General features: G+C 42.2%; 11 protein-coding genes and 1 pseudogene. All 12 read left to right on the top strand.

The features are described from left to right. Nucleotides 1–90: 90 nt before the first annotated feature. Nucleotides 91–1134: a FecR family protein gene (locus tag FDK13_RS24790; RefSeq protein WP_137342714.1), complete on the top strand. Its 1044-nt coding sequence runs from the start codon at nucleotides 91–93 to the stop codon at nucleotides 1132–1134. 189 nt (nucleotides 1135–1323) lie between these two features. Then, on the top strand, nucleotides 1324–4695 hold the full coding sequence (locus FDK13_RS24785) for a TonB-dependent receptor (protein ID WP_170982911.1): 3372 nt from the start codon (nucleotides 1324–1326) through the stop codon (nucleotides 4693–4695). 12 nt (nucleotides 4696–4707) lie between these two features. Next, a complete protein-coding gene (locus FDK13_RS24780; protein ID WP_137342712.1) occupies nucleotides 4708–6264 on the top strand; it encodes a RagB/SusD family nutrient uptake outer membrane protein in 1557 nt (518 codons plus the stop codon). Between the two features lie 110 nt (nucleotides 6265–6374). Beyond that, nucleotides 6375–6554: a hypothetical protein gene (locus FDK13_RS24775; RefSeq protein WP_137342711.1), complete on the top strand. Its 180-nt coding sequence runs from the start codon at nucleotides 6375–6377 to the stop codon at nucleotides 6552–6554. A gap of 83 nt (nucleotides 6555–6637) precedes the next feature. Then, nucleotides 6638–6841 (top strand): hypothetical protein, encoded by a 204-nt coding sequence (locus tag FDK13_RS24770; RefSeq protein WP_137342710.1) that lies wholly within the window; start codon nucleotides 6638–6640, stop codon nucleotides 6839–6841. A gap of 358 nt (nucleotides 6842–7199) precedes the next feature. Next, a pseudogene (locus FDK13_RS36695) lies at nucleotides 7200–7418 on the top strand (LytTR family transcriptional regulator DNA-binding domain-containing protein); the annotation flags it as partial. 58 nt (nucleotides 7419–7476) lie between these two features. Beyond that, entirely contained in the window at nucleotides 7477–8559 is a 1083-nt protein-coding gene (locus FDK13_RS24760) for a 3-oxoacyl-ACP synthase III family protein (protein ID WP_137342709.1), read from the top strand. Between the two features lie 945 nt (nucleotides 8560–9504). After that, nucleotides 9505–12786 carry a SusC/RagA family TonB-linked outer membrane protein gene (locus FDK13_RS24755; protein ID WP_137342708.1) on the top strand — a complete coding sequence of 1094 codons (3282 nt, stop codon included), beginning with the start codon at nucleotides 9505–9507 and terminating at the stop codon, nucleotides 12784–12786. Nucleotides 12787–12804: 18 nt separating this feature from the next. Beyond that, a complete protein-coding gene (locus FDK13_RS24750) occupies nucleotides 12805–14250 on the top strand; it encodes a SusD/RagB family nutrient-binding outer membrane lipoprotein (RefSeq protein WP_137342707.1) in 1446 nt (481 codons plus the stop codon). Nucleotides 14251–14266: 16 nt separating this feature from the next. Then, nucleotides 14267–15715, top strand: coding sequence for an amidohydrolase (locus FDK13_RS24745; RefSeq protein ID WP_137342706.1), 1449 nt, complete (start codon nucleotides 14267–14269; stop codon nucleotides 15713–15715). Nucleotides 15716–15730: 15 nt separating this feature from the next. Further along, nucleotides 15731–17026 carry a M20/M25/M40 family metallo-hydrolase gene (locus FDK13_RS24740; protein ID WP_137342705.1) on the top strand — a complete coding sequence of 432 codons (1296 nt, stop codon included), beginning with the start codon at nucleotides 15731–15733 and terminating at the stop codon, nucleotides 17024–17026. 40 nt (nucleotides 17027–17066) lie between these two features. After that, nucleotides 17067–18362 carry a M20/M25/M40 family metallo-hydrolase gene (locus tag FDK13_RS24735; protein ID WP_137342704.1) on the top strand — a complete coding sequence of 432 codons (1296 nt, stop codon included), beginning with the start codon at nucleotides 17067–17069 and terminating at the stop codon, nucleotides 18360–18362. Nucleotides 18363–18545: the final 183 nt, after the last annotated feature.

Below are 18545 nucleotides of genomic sequence, written 5' to 3'. Positions count from 1 at the left end.
ACTTTCGAATATTTAATTAAATCATTTGCGGTTCAGTGGTGGTTTTTCTACTGGTAATATAACAATATATATACCAAGACCTTGCTCGCCATGAAAACCAGTTGGAAAAAGTTTTTAAGTCTTTTGGGAAGGTACAAAAAGGGGCAAACCAATCCTGAACAAACCAGGATGATGGATATTTGGTATGACTCGATCCATCATGATGATAAGCACAGTGCTGTGAATACCGACCAGAACCTGGAACTTGAAATTTGGCAGGGTATTGAGCGGGGTTTGCAAAGTCCTTCCGAAGCTACCGGTCATCGTTTAAAGTGGTGGAATAATAATTTTCTTCGGTTGGCTGTCGCGGCAGTCCTGGTATTGGGCGGTGTCTTTTTAACAAACAGGTACTTCGCTGACGAAACTCAGATAATCTCCGGTGTTCCGGCTGTTGCTATGGAACATTTAAATATAGTCACAAACCGTCAGGATTCTTCTTTGACAGTTGATCTTTCGGATGGGAGCAAGTGCTGGCTGGCAGCAGGATCCTCGCTTTTTTACCCGTCTGTTTTTGAAGAAAGCAACAGGATTGTATACTTGAAAGGTGAAGGGTATTTTGAGGTCGAGAAAGATGCGGGAAGACCGTTTCTGGTTTATGCTGACAATATTGTTACCAAGGTAGTGGGAACAAGTTTTACGGTCAAAAAACTTAAAGGAACCAGTAATATTGAAGTTGCGGTGTATTCCGGGAAAGTGATCGTAGAAAAAATCAAAGGGCAGCCGGGAAATTCATTGAGAAAATCTGTTGTGCTGACACCAAACAAAAAAGTAACCTATCTGCTGGATGATGACGCTTTCCTGCCAGGTCTGATAGACAAGCCGGCTTTATTGAACGGGTATAGCAACACTGATCAAACTGAAATTTTTGCATTTAAAGAAATGGCTGTTTCTGAAATACTTACAAGATTTGAAAAGGCTTATGACGTTAAGTTTATCGTAAGTTCTGATCAAATTAAAAATTGTATAGTCACGGCCGATATGTCACTGGATCCCAGTTTGTTTTCGAAACTGGAAATTCTTTGTGCCGCTATCAACGCAAATTTTGAAGTCAGGGGCGGCGATATTTTTATAACCGGGCAAGGCTGTGAAAAGTAGGAAATCATTTTTAACCTAAACTGAAAATATGAGAGAAAAATTACAGAAATAATTCCTCCGCAAAAAAGGCCGGAAAATGTTGTAGCATTCACCGGCCCCAAATCCAGGTGGCTGTATCCATGATTGACAGTCATGTTGCACGCCTGGCACTGTTGTCAAACCTTCGTGAGTTTTAACAAGTACAAAAAAATGAAAAAAATCCCTGGAATCATAGACCCATTGTGGACTATTATGAAATTTTCGTCTTTACAATTCTTTTTGGCAGTTTTAGTCAGCGTATCCAGTTTTGCCCACGAGAGCAAAGCTCAGGAGCTTCTGCTTAAAAAAGTGACTATACAGGCTGACCGAAAGCCGATTAAGGAAGTATTGGCAATCCTTGAATCCAAGGCAAATGTGAGTTTCGTATATAGCTTGCAGTTTCTTCCTGTCAGCCGTAGAATTTCGATCAACATCGAGAATAAAACGCTTGCTGAAACTTTGGAGAAGATGTTTCTTCCCGACAATATTTCTTACAAAATCATCAATAAGAAAATCGTTCTCCAGCTGATGCCTGTGAGCACATCGCTGACTACGGATCAGCAGGGCGGAACTGCTTCCATCTCTATTGAGCAGGCCGATGAGAAGTTGGTCACTGGCCAGGTGGTTGATGAAACTAAAAATGTATTGCCAGGTGTGAATATTGCAGTTAAGGGTACTGCAACGGGTACTACAACGGATGTAAACGGACAATTTTCGCTGAAAGTACCTGACGGAAATGCTGTACTTGTTTTTTCTTTTGTGGGATATGTTGCGCAGGAAATAAATGTTGGCAACAAGTCATCGGTAGATGTGACGCTGGCAATTGATAATAAAAATCTGGAAGAAGTTGTCGTGGTGGGTTACGGAACTCAGAAAAAAGTGAATTTAACAGGAGCTGTCGGCAGTGTTCAGATGAGCGATATGAAAAGCCGCCCGCTTACCAATACCGGTCAGGCGCTTCAGGGCACGATTGCAGGTGTGTATGCGCTGCAAAGTTCCGGACAGCCGGGAGCGGATGGTGCCGTGATCAGTATCCGCGGTGTTGGAACCTTTGGTGATAATTCCCCGCTCGTGCTGATCGATGGATTTCCGGGTAGTATGACGGATGTCAATCCCAATGATATCAAATCGATTTCCGTTTTGAAAGATGCCGCCTCTTCGTCCATTTATGGGAACAGAGCCGCCAATGGCGTAATTTTGATTACAACAAACAGAGGTGCATCTGGCAAGCTGAGTATCAGTTATAATGCTTTTTTTGGTTCGCAAAAGGCAACAGCTTTACCAGGTGTTTTGAACTCGGTTGATTATGCCACCCTTAAAAATGAGGCCGCAGCCAATACGGGTAACAATCTGCCCTATACGGATTCGGACATTCAAAAATTTGCGGCCCACAACGATCCGTTGTACCCGGATATTAATTATTTTGATGTTTATTATGGAAAGGCCAACATACAGAATCACCGGTTGAATCTGAGCGGAGGTAACGAGAAAGTGCAATTTGCTTTTATGCTCGGGCAACTGAATCAGAAGGGTATTCTGGTGGGGACTAACTATAAAAAAACAGATTTCAGAGCAAATATTGATGCACACTTTCTGAAAAATAATAAACTTCGGTTTGCCAGTAGTTTTTCTGGTAATCTGGGTGTGAAAAATGAACCGACGGACCTTTGGTCTGCGGAATGGTATGCTTCACTTGCGCCGGTGCACCCGTTGCAAGATGCAAATGGCCATTGGATGGCTGTCAATGGTGAACGTAATTTTTATGGTGAAATAAAAGAAGGAAGCACTGCTAAAACGAACCGTTATAACCTGAACGCACAGCTGGATGCCGAATATACTATTGTGGATGGTTTGAGTGCCCAGGTTACTTATGGATATAAGGTGATCACTTCCAAACGTAACGCTTTTCATGCCAACGTAGCCTTGTACAACAGAGACGCCAGTTTCCAAAATCTCACTTCGGATTTGACGGTTACCAACGAAACCGATGTCCAAACCATGTTTACCTCCTTGTTAAAATATAACAAGACGTTTGGTAAACATGCGCTGAATTTGTTGGCAGGATATTCGGAGGAAGAATTTCTATACGATTGGGAAAGCGGCTTCCGCTCAAAATTTGTCAATAATACCCAACGGATATTAAGTCTGGGTGATGCCTCCACGCAAACCAACAACGCAGGAAGTTATGACCTGGGGCTGCGTTCGTATTTCGGGCGTTTGAACTATGTATTTAATGGTAAATATTTGCTGGAAGCCAACATCAGAAGGGATGGTTCTTCCCGGTTTGGACAAGGGCACAAATGGGGTGTTTTTCCCTCTTTTTCTGCGGGCTGGGTAATCACTGAAGAGCGTTTTATGCAGAGTGCGAACTGGTTGAGTCAACTTAAAATACGTGCGTCCTGGGGCCGTTTGGGTAACCAGAATATTAACAACTATTACAACGGAAGCGATATTTTATCATCAGGTCTGAATTATTCACTTGGAGGTACCTTGTATTCCGGTGTTGCGGTAACGACGATGACCAATAAAGATATCACCTGGGAGACGGCAGAACAGAAAAATATTGGTGTTGATCTGACTTTGAAAAATGGATTTGGCCTGACCGTCGATTATTTTGATAAGAGAACCAAGGATCTTTTGAAAACTATGCCCATTCCGCTCACATTGGCGCTCGGCAATCCTTATGTCAATGCCGGAGAAGTGCAGAACAAGGGTATCGAAGCTGCGCTAAGCTATAAAAAGACTTTTTCGAATGGACTTAAATTCAGCTCCACGGTTGTGATGACACATATTGTGAACAGAATAACAAAGTTGGATGTGCCTGAGGAACTTACTTCACCAAAAGCCATCAAGGTAGGATCTGCCATCAATTCGTTCTATGGGTATCAAATGGACGGAATATATCAATTGTCTGATTTTGATCAGGTGGATGGTAAATATACTTTAAAACCAGGTGTTGTATCGGTAGCCAATTTCACGGCACAGCCCGGCGATACCAAATACAAAGACCTGAACGGAGATGGTGTTGTGGATATGAACAACGACAGAAAAGTGATCGGAAAACAATTTCCTGATTTAGGATATTCTTTGAAACTTAATTTTGAGTGGAAAGGCTTCGACCTTGGAATCTTCCTGCAGGGTGTTCAAGGTATTCAGGGGTATACCTATTACGAGATCGCCACACCATTCAGTGGTTTTGCCAATGTTGGAAACTGGTGGAAAGACCGGTGGACTCCAGAAAATCCTTCCAATAAATATCCAAGGCTTACACTGGACGGCGTGCGCAGCAATATCCATTCATCTTTTTACATGGAGAATGCCGCTTATCTGCGTTTGAAAAATGTGGAAGTTGGTTACAGTTTAAACCCAAAGCTCCTTTCGAGAGCCGGCCTAGGCTCGGTACGGGTTTATGGAAATATTCAAAATGCCTTTACGCTAACGAAGTTTAAAGGTTTTGATCCTGAGCAAACAACAGATCAGACCCGCGCCCAGGCTTTCCCGCAGGTTCGAGTGCTGACAATGGGTATTAGTGTTAATTTTTAAAAGATCAGAAGTATGAAAAATATAAATACGATCATCGCTTCCCTTTGTTTTTTCTTTTTTCTGCAAGGTTGTTCAGACGACCTGCTTGATAAAACACCGAAAGACAGATTGTCGCCATCGACTTTTTACCAGAATGAAGCTCAGGTCAAAATGGGGCTGATTGGTATATACAATGCAATTCAGCCATCGGCAACCCCAAACCATTTTTATCAGTTCGATTATATGTCCGATAATGGCTACTGCCAGGACGCATGGCAAGGCTCGAAGGAAGTAGGGGAATGGCTGACAAACACTTCCAGCTGGGCGCCCGGTGCAAAATGGTCCCAGAATTATACAATCATCAGCAGAGCTAATGAATTCCTGGCTTCGGTGGAAACTGCACCTGTTAGTGATGCTGTTAAGGCGATAATGAAAGGAGAAGCCAAGTTTTTAAGAGCTTACGCATATTCAGATCTGATTACTTTTTACGGTGATGTTCCACTAATTCTTAAAGTTCAGACTTTGGCGGAGGCCTACGTTTCCAGAACACCTAAAAGCGAAGTACTCACAGCTATTGTTGCGGATTTGGATGAGGCTGCTGCGGTTTTACCCACTTCACAGACCAGTGCAGATAGAGGGCGTGCGACAAAAGGCGCGGCGTTGGCATATAAAACCAGAATATTGCTTTACAACGAGAAATGGGCAGAAGCTGCAAGTGCGGCCAAGGCGGTTATGGATTTAGGTAAATACGACTTATTTGCCAATTATGAGGGAATCTTCCAAGAGGCAAATGAGAATAATGCTGAGGTTATTTTTGATATCCAGTATATCAAATCAACCCAGTCTCAGCCCTGGCCTTCTTCTGCTTTATCACTCAGCAGCTGGCCGACAGGAAATGTTACCGCAGATTTGATCAATGCCTATTATATGACCAACGGATTGCCTATTACTGCGGCCAGTTCAGGTTATAATGCGCAGGATCCTTTTAAAAACAGAGATTCCAGACTTGCAGCTTCGGTGGTTGTACCCGGATCTGTTATGGGATCTTCTACATTTATTCCTGCCAATGATCAGGTACCCTGTGGCGCAAGGCCGCGTAAGTACGCAGATCTTGGAACTTCCGACATCAATAATACCTCTTTAAATACCATCCTGATGCGGTATGCAGATATTTATCTGATGCGCGCAGAAGCGCTGATTGAATCAGGAAGTACCGATCAGGCGGTTTATGATCTGATCAATACGGTGCGATTAAGAGCGAAGATGCCAAAAGTTGATGCTGTTGAAGGTGCAGGGCTTAATAAGACTCAGCTTCGTGCTGTTTTGCGCCACGAAAGAAGGGTTGAGTTTTATAATGAAGGAACGCGCTATCCGGATATGCTCCGATGGAAAGATCAATCTTTGGTGCATGATGTTTATGGTTATGACAAATCGAAACTGTCAGATCCTGCGGTCTCTGCCAACTGGGTGTTTTCACAAATACGGATCGAGACAAGAACTTTTGATACAGCAAAAGGGTGGCTCTGGCCCGTTCCCCAGGCAGATATCCAAATTAATAAAAAATTACTTCCAAATAATCCGGGATACTAATTGACCTTCAATAATACCCTCCTAACCCTGGTGTTATAGGCTAGGCTAAGGAGGGTATATTATGAAGGCAAATGAAAAAAATACTTTTCTACATTTTATCTTCAATACAAATGAAAACCGATATTGAAAACCTATCAAAAATTCAGGACTTGTTATTGAAGTACAAAATGGAAATAGAGCTATCGTCCATGACACCGCTGACTAAAAAAATATATACCGACCACGCTCATAATTTCGTGAGGTGGGTATCGAACGATTTTGCACCCGGTTCCAGGCTCAAAAAGGCTTAGTTGAGGTAGATCGGGGTAGTCATTATACAAAAAAAAACAGAAATCGAAAGCAGAAAAGCCGTTAATCCTCACATTTTTACCCAATGAATGCAGGTGATGTTTTCTTCGTCTTGACTTTGCTGAAAGTGCCTTTGATTTTGTACTTCTTTTTTAGTGAAAAGGTACTGTATATTCCAATTCTGTCTAAGATCCACATGAGGGCTGTTGCCTGGCAATACCTGACTGCCGAAGTTCACTATGTTGGGCAGTGGTGCCCACGTGAGCTATTTGGAAATAATCATCTGTAATATCCCTCCTGCTGCCGCCTCGTTTAACTGCACATCGGTGAGTTCCTTGTTAAAATTATAATTGGTCGTATCAAGACTGGTGATTCGTTGTACTTTGGCCCTAAACTGGTTCAAAGTTCAATATAGTATCGTTGGCGGGTCAACCTTGGGCATTAATGAAAAAGTGAATACAAAAACTTTTCGAAGAGTAGCTTTCAGCAATGCCAAATTCTTCCGGATCTACGCTTACAAATTTGAGCGGTGAAAGAATGTTCATCGGAATCAAGGCGTCTCCGACTTTTGAACTGGTCGTCAATATCTGTTATGAAGCAGCGATGAACATTATGTTGTGGACCAAACCCTGTAAGAGCTTGAACAGGAACTGAATCCATCCCGGTTTTTACGGATCAGCCGTCAGTTTATTGTTTCAGTCAAATCCATTGCCCCAATACACCAGTCTTTCAACGATAAACTTAAAGTTGACCTGAATCCGGCGACCGAAGATGGTATCCTGACGAGCCGGGAAAAATCCGCTGGACTGAACAATTGGCTGAATAATTCCTTCCGACGAAAAAATTTTATCAACGTTACTATTTAAATTCAGGATATTGCGAAAATATTTACCCGGAAACAATAGTACTTTTAAACAAAAACCAATGGAGCAGGGAGTGTATTCTGTGATTACGGGCAGTGGGAGCTACATCCCGACACGCAGAATTTTAAATGAGGATTTTCTCTCAAACGTTTTTTATGAACGTGGCGGAGCCAGGATTGAAAAAAATAATGAAGACATCATTCGGCAGTTTGGAAATATTACCGGCATAGAACAACGCCGTTATGTCACAGACGAACTGATGGCGTCAGATATTGCCTTTTTTGCAGCACGCAATGCTTTGCAATCTTCGGGAATTGATCCTGAAACAATCGATTACATTATTGTAGCACATAATTTTGGCGATATTCCCTCTGATAACCGCCGCAGCGAGATGGTTCCGTCACTTGCGTCAAAAGTTAAAAACCATTTGCAAATTCGCAATCCCTATACGGTCGGCTTTGACCTGATTTTTGGCTGTGCTGGCTGGCTGCAAGGTGTTATTCAAGCCGATATTTTCATTCGTTCGGGACTTGCCAGGAGAGTCATGGTGATTGGCGCTGAAACGCTGTCGCGTGTTTGTGATCCGCATGACAGAGATGGTATGATTTACGCAGACGGGGCAGGAGCAGTTATCATCGAAGGTGTAAAAAGCGATTTACCTGTCGGTGTTGTGGCGCATACCTCCAAATCCTATACAGATGAACTGGCTTATGTGCTGCAAATGGGTGCTTCATTTAATCCTGAATATATTGGCCATGATACGTTTTTAAAAATGAATGGGAGGAAACTTTATGAAGCTGCATTAAAAACAGTTCCTGTTATTATAAAAGAGTGTATTGATAAGTTAGGTCTTACCGCCAGAGATATTTCAAAAATATTGATTCATCAGGCCAATGAAAAGATGGACGAAGCGATCCTGTCGCGTTTGTTCGCGCTTTATGGCCTTGAAAATCCTCCAAAAGAGATTATGCCGATGACTATTTCATGGCTTGGCAACAGTTCGGTAGCGACGCTGCCAACGCTGTATGATCTGATTTCTAAAGGAGATTTTGAAAATCAGGCATTCGGAAAAGGCAGTCATATCGTTTTTGTTTCCCTTGGAGCCGGTATCAATATGAACGTGGTCGTCTACAAAATACCTTAAAATTCAAGTATATAAAATGAGTTTTTAAAGCTGGGACAATTTATGAAATCGGAAAATATATTTTCTGCGTATGTATACCCGTAGGTAGAATATATGCTTTCTGGTCTATTTTTTAACCAATATCGGTTTCGTTATTTTTTCATTTGAAATTGCCGTGTAAATCAGGGGTGCAATTATTGTACTGTTTTCGCGAATCCCTGTTGTGAAAATGACTACTGGGCTTTCCGGGTTTTTGAATATCCCAGGCTGCAAAAACTTTTTCTAAATCTTGTAGTAATCATACTTTATTGCTCTTTATTTGCCGTCGCTTTACCTTTTGACTTCTTCTTTTATCACTGCTGATCCTGACTTCTGCTTATCAGTTGTATCCTTTTACTGTTTTTGCTAAAAAATAATCCTGAAAGCGGATCATACAAAGTCCCGTAATCAGGTTAAAATTGTTTCTTCCAAATGTATTTCAGGATAATAAAAATACAGCTGGATGTCTGAAAATATTTTACAGAAATGATCCGGACATCATTTTGCTTTTGGAGTTTTGGTATGAACAAACAATGTACCTAAAGACAAATAATGCGTTTTGCTTTATTTGCACAGGTATTTTTTCGGCCTGGTATGTTATCTTCTTTTTTTATTTCGAATTTTTCAAAACTGTTTCTCAACTGCTCTGATCACTGCAAAATAGTAACTGTTTTGACGAGGTTTTGTATGCTTTTTATTCTAATAAAAGGAAAGAATTTAAACTTTTAAAGAATATCATAAAAAAGGGTACCCTTACAATTTTGACAATTGTCATATAATAAATATTCAAAATTTAATATTGTTTAAAATAAAAAATGCAGAATTATAAGTAGGGATATTGAAATTGTTAAAAAATAATATTTTAATTTCTTTTTCTTGAAATGTAGCCCGAAGGAATTAAGTTTAACCCAATAATGATAGATAATTATGAATAAATCCTTACCCAAAAAAGCCCTCGCGCTTTGGATTGTTTTGCTTGCCGGAAGCCTGAGTCATCCGGCCTGGTCTGGCGGTAACGGAAAGATCAGAGATGAACGTCATTCATCTGTTGCAATTACAGTAAAAGGTAAAGTTACTTCTGAAGAGGACGGATCAGGAATCCCTGGTGTGAATGTTGTGATCAAAGGAAGCATGACGGGTACTTCCACGGATGCGGAGGGCAATTACACAATAGATGTTCCGGGACAAAGCGATATCCTAGTATTCTCTTTTCTTGGTTTTATTTCAAAGGAAGTTCCTGTTGGTAGCCTTTCAACAATTAACGTTTCATTACTCACCGATTCAAAACAATTAAGCGAAGTCGTTGTTACAGCGCTCGGTTTCAGAGAAAATAAAGACCGCATGGGTTCTACTTCTTCTACAATCAAGGCAGATGATATCCGTCGTTCTGGTGAAACAGGTGTAATCAACGGTTTGGCTGGTAAGGCAGCCGGTGTTCAGATTTCCCGTTCAAGCGGTGATCCTGGTGCTGGCTCGAATATTCAAATCCGTGGCCAGAATACGATTACGGGTTCAAACCAACCTCTGGTTATTATTGATGGTATTCCGATGAGTAACACGACCGAGGGAGATGCCCGCGGCGGTGTGGCTCAGCAATCCCGTCTGAATGATATCAACCCGGAAGACATTGCAAGTATGCAGGTTTTGAAGGGTGCTTCGGCAGCAGGTTTGTGGGGTTCACGTGCAGCAAATGGTGTAATTGTGATTACCACAAAACGCGGTGCGGATGATAAAAAAATGAATATTAGTTATACGTCCACTGCATCTTTTGATAAAGTAAATGTATTGCATCCTTTGCAGTCTGCTTACGGTCAGGGTTCAGGCGGCGTTTACAGTCCGACAACACAATATTCGTGGGGAGACAAAATCTCAACCCGCTCAGGTGGTGAGGACGATGTAAATAAAAACGGTGCGCGTTTTGAATCGTATAAGGGCCCGACTTTTTATCCAATCATCAAAAAGAATTCTCAGGAAGTTTATAATCAGGCGCGTGAAGATGCTGTTTTCCGTACCGGTACTTATTTTGACAATAACCTTGCGATCAGTGGTGGAAATGAAAAAGGTAACTTTTATTTAAGTCTAGGTAATCTTGCCCAAAAAGGTATTTTCGCCGGACAAAGTGATTACAAAAGGAGTTCAGTTCGTTTTAATAGCACACGCCAGTTCAACGATATTCTTAGAATTTCGACCAACGCGACGTATGTGAGAACAACGTCAAATCGTATTCAGAAAGGTGATAATACCGCCGGTCTTTATTTGGGTATGCTTCGTTCTTCCCCTGATTTTGACAGCCGATACTGGAAAGGTTCTTACTTTTCTTCGCCAACAGCTTCGCCTATTTTAAACCGTCAACGTTCGTACAGGAATTATTTGGGTGCATCTGCCAACCCAAGTTACAATGACCCGTTATGGACCATTCATGAGCTGACTAACCTTTCGGAGGTTGATCGTTTTATCATGAGTACGGAAGCAGTTATCAGCCCGACGAACTGGTTCAATATTACGGCAAGAGGAGGTTTGGATACGTATACCGACAGACGTGTAACGAACAACCCGGTTAACTCCGTAACGAATTCTGGTGCTGGTCAGTACGAGCAACAGATGATCAAGGAAACGGAATTGAACATGGACGTTATCGGTCGTGCTACGCACAACATCACGAAAGATATCACAGGAACGTTGATAGTAGGTTTCAACGTAAATGACAGAAAATACAACAGTTTGGGTGGTTTGATGAACAATTTCATTTTGGAAGATGCTCCTGCAAACTTTACCAACTCAACTTTCGCGAACAACTATCCTTATAACAGTGAGAGACATCGTCGTATGGCTCGCCTTTATTCGACTTTGAACTTAGGATTTTATGATCAATTGTATCTGAATGTTTCGGCAGCAGGTGAAGCGGGCTCCACGTTCGGTAGTGCATCAAAATCGACTTTTTATTATCCTTCATCGGATATCGCCTGGCAGTTTACGCAACTTCCTGCTTTTGCTAACAATGACATCCTTTCTTTTGGTAAAATTCGTGGCTCTTTCGGTGTAGTAGGTATTCAGCCTGACGCTTACAAAAATACTACGTCTTTTGTAAATGCATCATTTGGTAGCTGGGCAACGAATTTAGATGGTGGTGGATATGGCGGCGCATACGTACAGAGTTATACACAAGGCGATCCAAATTTGAGACCGGAACGTAAAACAGAATTTGAATTAGGAACTGATCTTCGTTTCTTCAAAAACAAGCTTTCTGCCGGTTTTACATATTATCAAAATGAAATTAAAGATCTTCTTTTGCAGGTTTCAGCTGCCGGTTCAACTGGTTTTACTCAGAGATATACGAACGCTGGAACAATGCAGAACAAAGGCCTGGAAGTGGATCTGAACATGAATGTCTTTCAGAAAAAAGACTGGAATGTGAATGTGTTTGCCAACTGGAGTAAAAACAATAACGAAGTTACCGATTTAGGAGGAACACAGTTAGTAACATTTACAAGTGGTGCCTTAAGTACAGTGGCTATGGTGGGTCACGCTTTATCGTCATTCTACGGTGGAACTTATCGTAGGACCGAAACAGGAGCCATGGATTTGACTGCTAACGGTTTCCCACAATTAAGTACAACTTCAAGTGTGATTGGAAACCCAAATCCGAAATGGAGAGGTGGTTTTGGTACAAATGTATCTTACAAAAATGTTTCTCTTAACGTATTATTTGAAACTTCTCAGGGCGGTAGTTTCTACGAAGGAACGAAGGGGGTGCTTGTTAACTTTGGTACCTATGCAGATGTTGGACATGAGGTTACGCTGACTCAGGATACGTACAAATACGACGGCAAAATAGCACCTGCGGGAACAACTGTAAGAGGTAACATTGCTGATTTTGGTAAAGGACCTGTTTTGTTGGAACAGTCTTTCTATACTTCTATCGGTGGTCACTCGGGACAGTTGGCTGAGCAGTTTGTGAAGGATGGCAGCTGGACGCGTATCCGTGAGATTTCTCTTGGATATAGTTTAAAATCTGCTGGTTTCAAGAAGAAAACAAAACTTCAATCGGTTGATTTTACAGTAACGGCGAGAAACCCGATTTTATGGACGAAAATTGTTGGTGTAGATCCGGAAACAAACGTGTCCGGTGTTGGTAACGCGCGTGGGGTAGATTACTTCAACAACCCGAACACAAAATCATTGGTGTTCAGTCTTAAAGTCAATTATTAATTTCAAAATTGGTAACTCATGAAAAGAATATATAAATCAGTTTTTGCACTGCTGGTTAGCCTCGGATTTATTTCCTGCGAAGGAATAGTGGACGACCTTAACAAAGATCCAAACAACGCTACTGACGCACCGGCAAGATATGTCTTTGCTGGTACGGAAATCGCAAACATGGCTGCTCAGGAAGGACTTGCAAGTCGTTTGGCAATTGTTTGGACAGGTTATGGAAAAGGCACCTTTCAGCAATTGGGGACCTGGTATTTGTACCAGATCACAGCAAGTAACTTTGATGACGACTGGAACTTGTTTTTCGCCGGTGTCAACAAAAATGCGCTGATCGCTATTGAAAAAGCAGAAGCTATTGGTAACCGTAAAATGGCCGGAATTACCAAAATTATTCAGGTGAATGGTATGGCTACGGCAACGGAATTGTGGGGAGATATTCCCTACACAGAAGCTGGAAAAACGGCTGAGTTTCCAAATCCTAAATTTGAAACACAGGCTGAATTATATCCAAAATTACTTGCCCGTCTGGATGAAGCGATTGCTGATCTTGAATCAGGAATTGGGATTGTTACGACAGAAGATATTTACCTTGGTGGTGATGCAACAAAATGGAAACAGGTTGCCTATACATTGAAAGCACGTCTACTGACTGATACAAAACAGTACGATGCTGCGTTGACGGCTTCGACAACGGGTGTAAGTGCTTTTGCCAATTCACTATATTCCATCCACGGAACCACGGCGAGTGTTAATGAAAACGCCAATTACAGCTTTTTGACAAACATTCGTGCAGGAAGTATCACGGGTGAAGATTCTTATCTTGCCTTCATTCTTAATCCAACGAATGCAAAATATCGCGGAAATGCGAAAACGATCGAAACAGCGAGATTTAAGTTTTACTATCTTGAAAACGGTGTAAATGCTCCGGGTGTCATCGAGCCAAATACATCTACGACAACAACTGCACGTGGCTTTTTTGCAAGAGATGCCAGTTTTCCTTTGGTCACCTATCAGGAAAATGTGCTGACGATGGCAGAAGCTGCTTTACGTTCAGGTAAAGGTTTCGATGTTGCTTTGGGTTATCTTAACAATTACCGCGCCTTCTTAAATGGTGGTGGTTATTTGCACGCAACCTATAAAGTGGCTGGAAATTATAAATACGAAGCTTATGTAGCAGCGGATTTTGCGTCCGGTGGAATGGAAAATAAAGATGGTATTACGGCAGATCAGGCTTTGCTTCGTGAAATCCTTGAAGAACGTTATGTGACTTTCTACGGTCAGCATATCGGATGGGATGATGAGCGCCGTACGCGTTCGGAAGCCGTGGGAATCAAAATTACGCCAAGTAACGGGACTAAACTTCCAGGCCGCTTTATTTATTCTCAAAACGAATTAAACTCAAATACAAGCAGTCCTGCCGTGGCGCCTGGTTTGTTTGAATTAACGCCAATTTACAAATAACCGATTCAGAATAACGATGAAAAAACGAATCATTCTGATGGGTTTGCTATGCTACTTATCTGTGGATGTTATCGGTCAGAAAAATTCAGAGAAAGAGGCGATTGTCTCTTCTCTGGATAAACTGACGCCTGCCTACGCAGAAGCTGCAAAAAAAATATGGGGCTATGCTGAACCGGGTTATCAGGAAACAAAAAGCTCTGCTCTATTACAACATAAACTAAAAGAAGCTGGCTTCAAAGTGACAGCAGGCGTTGCCGGAATTCCGACTGCTTTTGTGGCTGCTTATGGAACGGAAGGTCCGAAAGTTGGAATTCTTGCAGAATTTGATGCTTTACCCGGTTTATCTCAAACAGATGATCCTGAAAAAAAAGAAGTGATTGCGGGTGCAGCAGGACATGGTTGCGGCCACAATCTTTTTGGTGTAGGATCGGTTGCCGCAGGAATTGCGGTAAAAGATTGGCTTAAAAGCAGTGGAACAAAAGGCTCGGTTACCGTTTTTGGAACACCGGCCGAGGAAGGCGGATCAGGAAAAGTGTATATGGTAAGAGCCGGTTTGTTTGATGATATCGACGCAGTTCTGCACTGGCATCCGAGTGATAGAAATCTCGCTAACGCAACTTCTTCTCTTGCCAACATGTCTGCCAAATTTCGCTTTCATGGCATTTCTGCTCACGCCGCTGCTGCTCCTGATCGTGGTCGTTCGGCATTGGATGGCGTAGAGGCGATGGATGATATGGTCAATATGATGCGTGAGCACATGCCATCCGAGGCCAGAATTCATTATGTCATTACAAAAGGTGGGGAAGCTCCCAATGTTGTTCCGGATTTCGCTGAGGTTTACTATTATGTAAGACATCCTGAAATGCAAATGGTTAAGGATCTTTTTGCAAGGGTTGTTAAAGCTGCGCAAGGCGCTGCTATGGGTACTGAAACCACTGTGGATTATGAAGTAACCGGCGGAGCGTTTAATTTGCTTCCAAATGAAACGCTTGCAAAAATCATGTACGAAAATCTTTCTGAGGTCGGCGGTGTGAAATACAGCGAAGAAGAAAAGGCCTATGCTGATAAAATCCGGACTTCGTTTACAGGAAAACTTCCATCGTTGGATGCAGCCGTTTTAATCCAACCCTACAAAGTAGAAAAAATTCGTGAAGGCGGAGGTGGTTCTACGGATGTGGGTGATGTGAGCTGGGCGGTTCCAACGGCAGGTGTGCGCATCGCCACTTTTGTTCCCGGAACTCCCGGGCACAGCTGGCAAGCAGTTGCCTGTGGCGGAACGTCTATCGGCACAAAAGGTATGATGGTCGCTGCTAAATCAATGGCTTTATCTGCTTACGATATTTTTAAAAATCCGTCGGTTTTGAAAATTGCTAAAGATGAACTTGAAGAAAAACGAGGCGCCGGTTTTAAATACGAAGCGATGGTTGGAGACAGAAAACCTGCCCTGGATTATCGGAATAAGTAATTTAATTTTTAACTCATGAATTCAAAAATAGTTTTTCTTCTCATTGCTTCCGCCTTGGGTTTGCCGGAAATTAGTTCTGCGCAAAAGCTAACCAGGCAGGAAATTGCAATCGTAAAGAATGTGGAAAAAAATCATGAGGATGCAGTAAAATTTCTTGAAAAAACCGTAAACATTAACAGCGGTACAAACAATACCGAAGGCGTGAAAACGGTCGGAGCGATCTACCGGAAAATGCTTGATGATATGGGTTTCACCACGACCTGGGTTGAAATGCCCGCCTCCATGAAAAGGGGCGGGCATTTGGTTGCTGAGATCAAGGGAACCAAGGGCAAGAAATTATTACTGAATTCTCATATGGATACGGTTTTTGATCTGAACAGTCCGTTTCAGAAATGGTCGGTGAAAGATTCCATTGCATCCGGTCCTGGTGCCAATGATACGAAAGGCGGGATTATGATCATGTTGTACGCGCTGAAAGCAATGCACGAAACCGGCCAGTTAAAAGACAGACAAATTGTAATTGTAATTCATGGTGACGAAGAAAGCGCTGGTTCTCCAATTGAAATAAGCAGAAAAGATCTTGTTGACGCTGCCAGGCGAAGCGATTATGCACTGTGTTTTGAATCGGGAAAAGAATTCAATTCTGCTTCCATTGCAAGACGCGGCGGTAGCGGCTGGACGTTAAAAGTTACTGCAAAACAATCCCACTCCGGACAAATATTTTCTGAAAAAGCCGGTCCCGGAGCGATCTACGAAACCGCCAGAATCCTGAGTCGTTTCAAAGAGGAGTTGCAGGAAAAGTTTCTTACGTTCAGTCCGGGTATTATGGTAGCTGGTGCAGAAGCGAATATTGATTCAACCGGACTTCGCGGAACCGCATTTGGGAAATCAAATATCGTAGCAACGACCAGTATTGTGAAAGGCGATCTTCGTTATATTTCTATTGAACAAATGGAAAAAGCGCGAACCAAAATGCTGGCTATCGTGAAAGAAGGTTTCCCGCATACCGAAGCTCAAATTACTTTCTCAGGAGGTTCGGGAGCAATGCCTCCGACGCCAGGTAATGAAAAATTGCTGGGAATTCTTAGTCAGGCCAGCCAGGATCTGGGTCAGGGAAAAGTTACCGCTTTTGATCCTGCGCTACGTGGCGGAGGTGATATGACACAGATCGCTCAATACATTGACGTGGTTGACGGACTGGGAACGGTAGGTGGAAACGCGCACGCGCCTGATGAATATGTTAATTTGAATTATATAGAGGGGATTATTAAGCGAATGGCGGTTTTTATGCACCGCCTTTCAACGAATTGATTAAATTCCGGAATTATTTATTTGCCTAAATCACTCCATTATGAATTATAAGATTTATACAGCTTGCTTCCTGGGCTTCATGGGTTTGCTTCAATCCGCCTCTTTCGCCCAAAAAATATCAAAAGAAGAAACTCTGATTACAAAAAACGTTGAAAAAAATCATAAAGAATCCGTTAAATTTTTAGAAGAAACAGTCAATATCAACAGTGGCTCGCAGAATCCGGCTGGTGTTAAAAAAGTAGGTGTTCTTTATAAAAAACTGTTGGAAGATATCGGATTCACAACGACCTGGGTCGATATGCCCGAATCAATGAATCGAGGCGGACATTTAATCGCTGAAATTAAAGGAACAAAAGGAAAGAAATTGTTGCTGATCGGGCATATGGATACGGTTTTTGAAGCAGACAGTCCATTTCAAAAATGGGAACAGAAAGACACAATCGCTGTCGGCCCCGGATCTTGCGATATGAAAGGCGGAAACATGGTGATTATTTATGCATTAAAAGCTATGAAAGAAGCTAATTTGTTAAAAGACAGACAAATTGTGGTGATCATTCACGGTGATGAAGAAAGTGCAGGCTCGCCAATTGAGATCAGTCGCAAAGACATTATTGACATTGCAAAAAGAAGTGATATCGCTTTGGGTTTTGAAAATGGTACTGGTTTCAATTATGCTACCGTTGCCCGTCGTGGTGCGAGTGGATGGTCGCTGAAAGTTTCAGGGAAACAATCACATTCCTCGGGAATTTTTTCTGCGAATGCGGGTGCAGGAGCTATATATGAAACGGCCAGAATTTTGAATTCTTTCTACGAAGAATTGCAGGAACCAAATCTTACATATAGCCCGGGCTTGATCATGGGCGGAACTGCAACGGATATGACGGCAACTTCAATCGAAGGAAAAGCGTCAGGAAAAACCAATTTGATCGCTAATACAACTGTTGTCAACGGTGATCTTCGTTTTCTAACCAATGAACAATTGCAAAATGCACGTACCAAAATGAAAGCGATTGTTGGCAAAAACCTGCCGTTGACAAAAGCAGAAATTACATTCAAAGACGGTTATCCCGCGATGCCTCCAACAGAAGGAAATATGAGTGTATTGAGTGTTTTGAATAAAGTAAGTCTGGATTTGGGACAAGGAGAAGTGAAAGCTTTTGATCCGGGAAAAAGAGGAGCGGGGGATATTTCTTTCGTAGCGGAATATGTTGACGGACTAGATGGTTTGGGCGTTCAAGGCGGCGGCGCGCATGCTCCGGGAGAATATGTTAATCTTAATTCAATTGAAGCGATTGTAAAACGTACGGCGATTTTAATGCTTAGGTTGACAAAATAGAGACTGGTAAAATCCAAAGATCTCGAATTTTACAATGGTGCAGAGCACCACAATAATTGTAGAACCAGAAAATTCTAAATGTGTGGTAAAGGTGCGGAGCACCGTAATACTTGTAGCAAACGAAAAATTTCCAATATGTCATAAAGGTGCCGCGCACCGTAATAATTTCCGTCATAATTTTAA

The organism is Dyadobacter frigoris (assembly GCF_005280585.1).
Classification (GTDB): Bacteria; Bacteroidota; Bacteroidia; order Cytophagales; family Spirosomataceae; genus Dyadobacter; species Dyadobacter frigoris.
The sequence above is the reverse complement of the archived record's forward strand: the minus strand, read 5'-3'. Positions and strand labels throughout refer to the sequence as shown.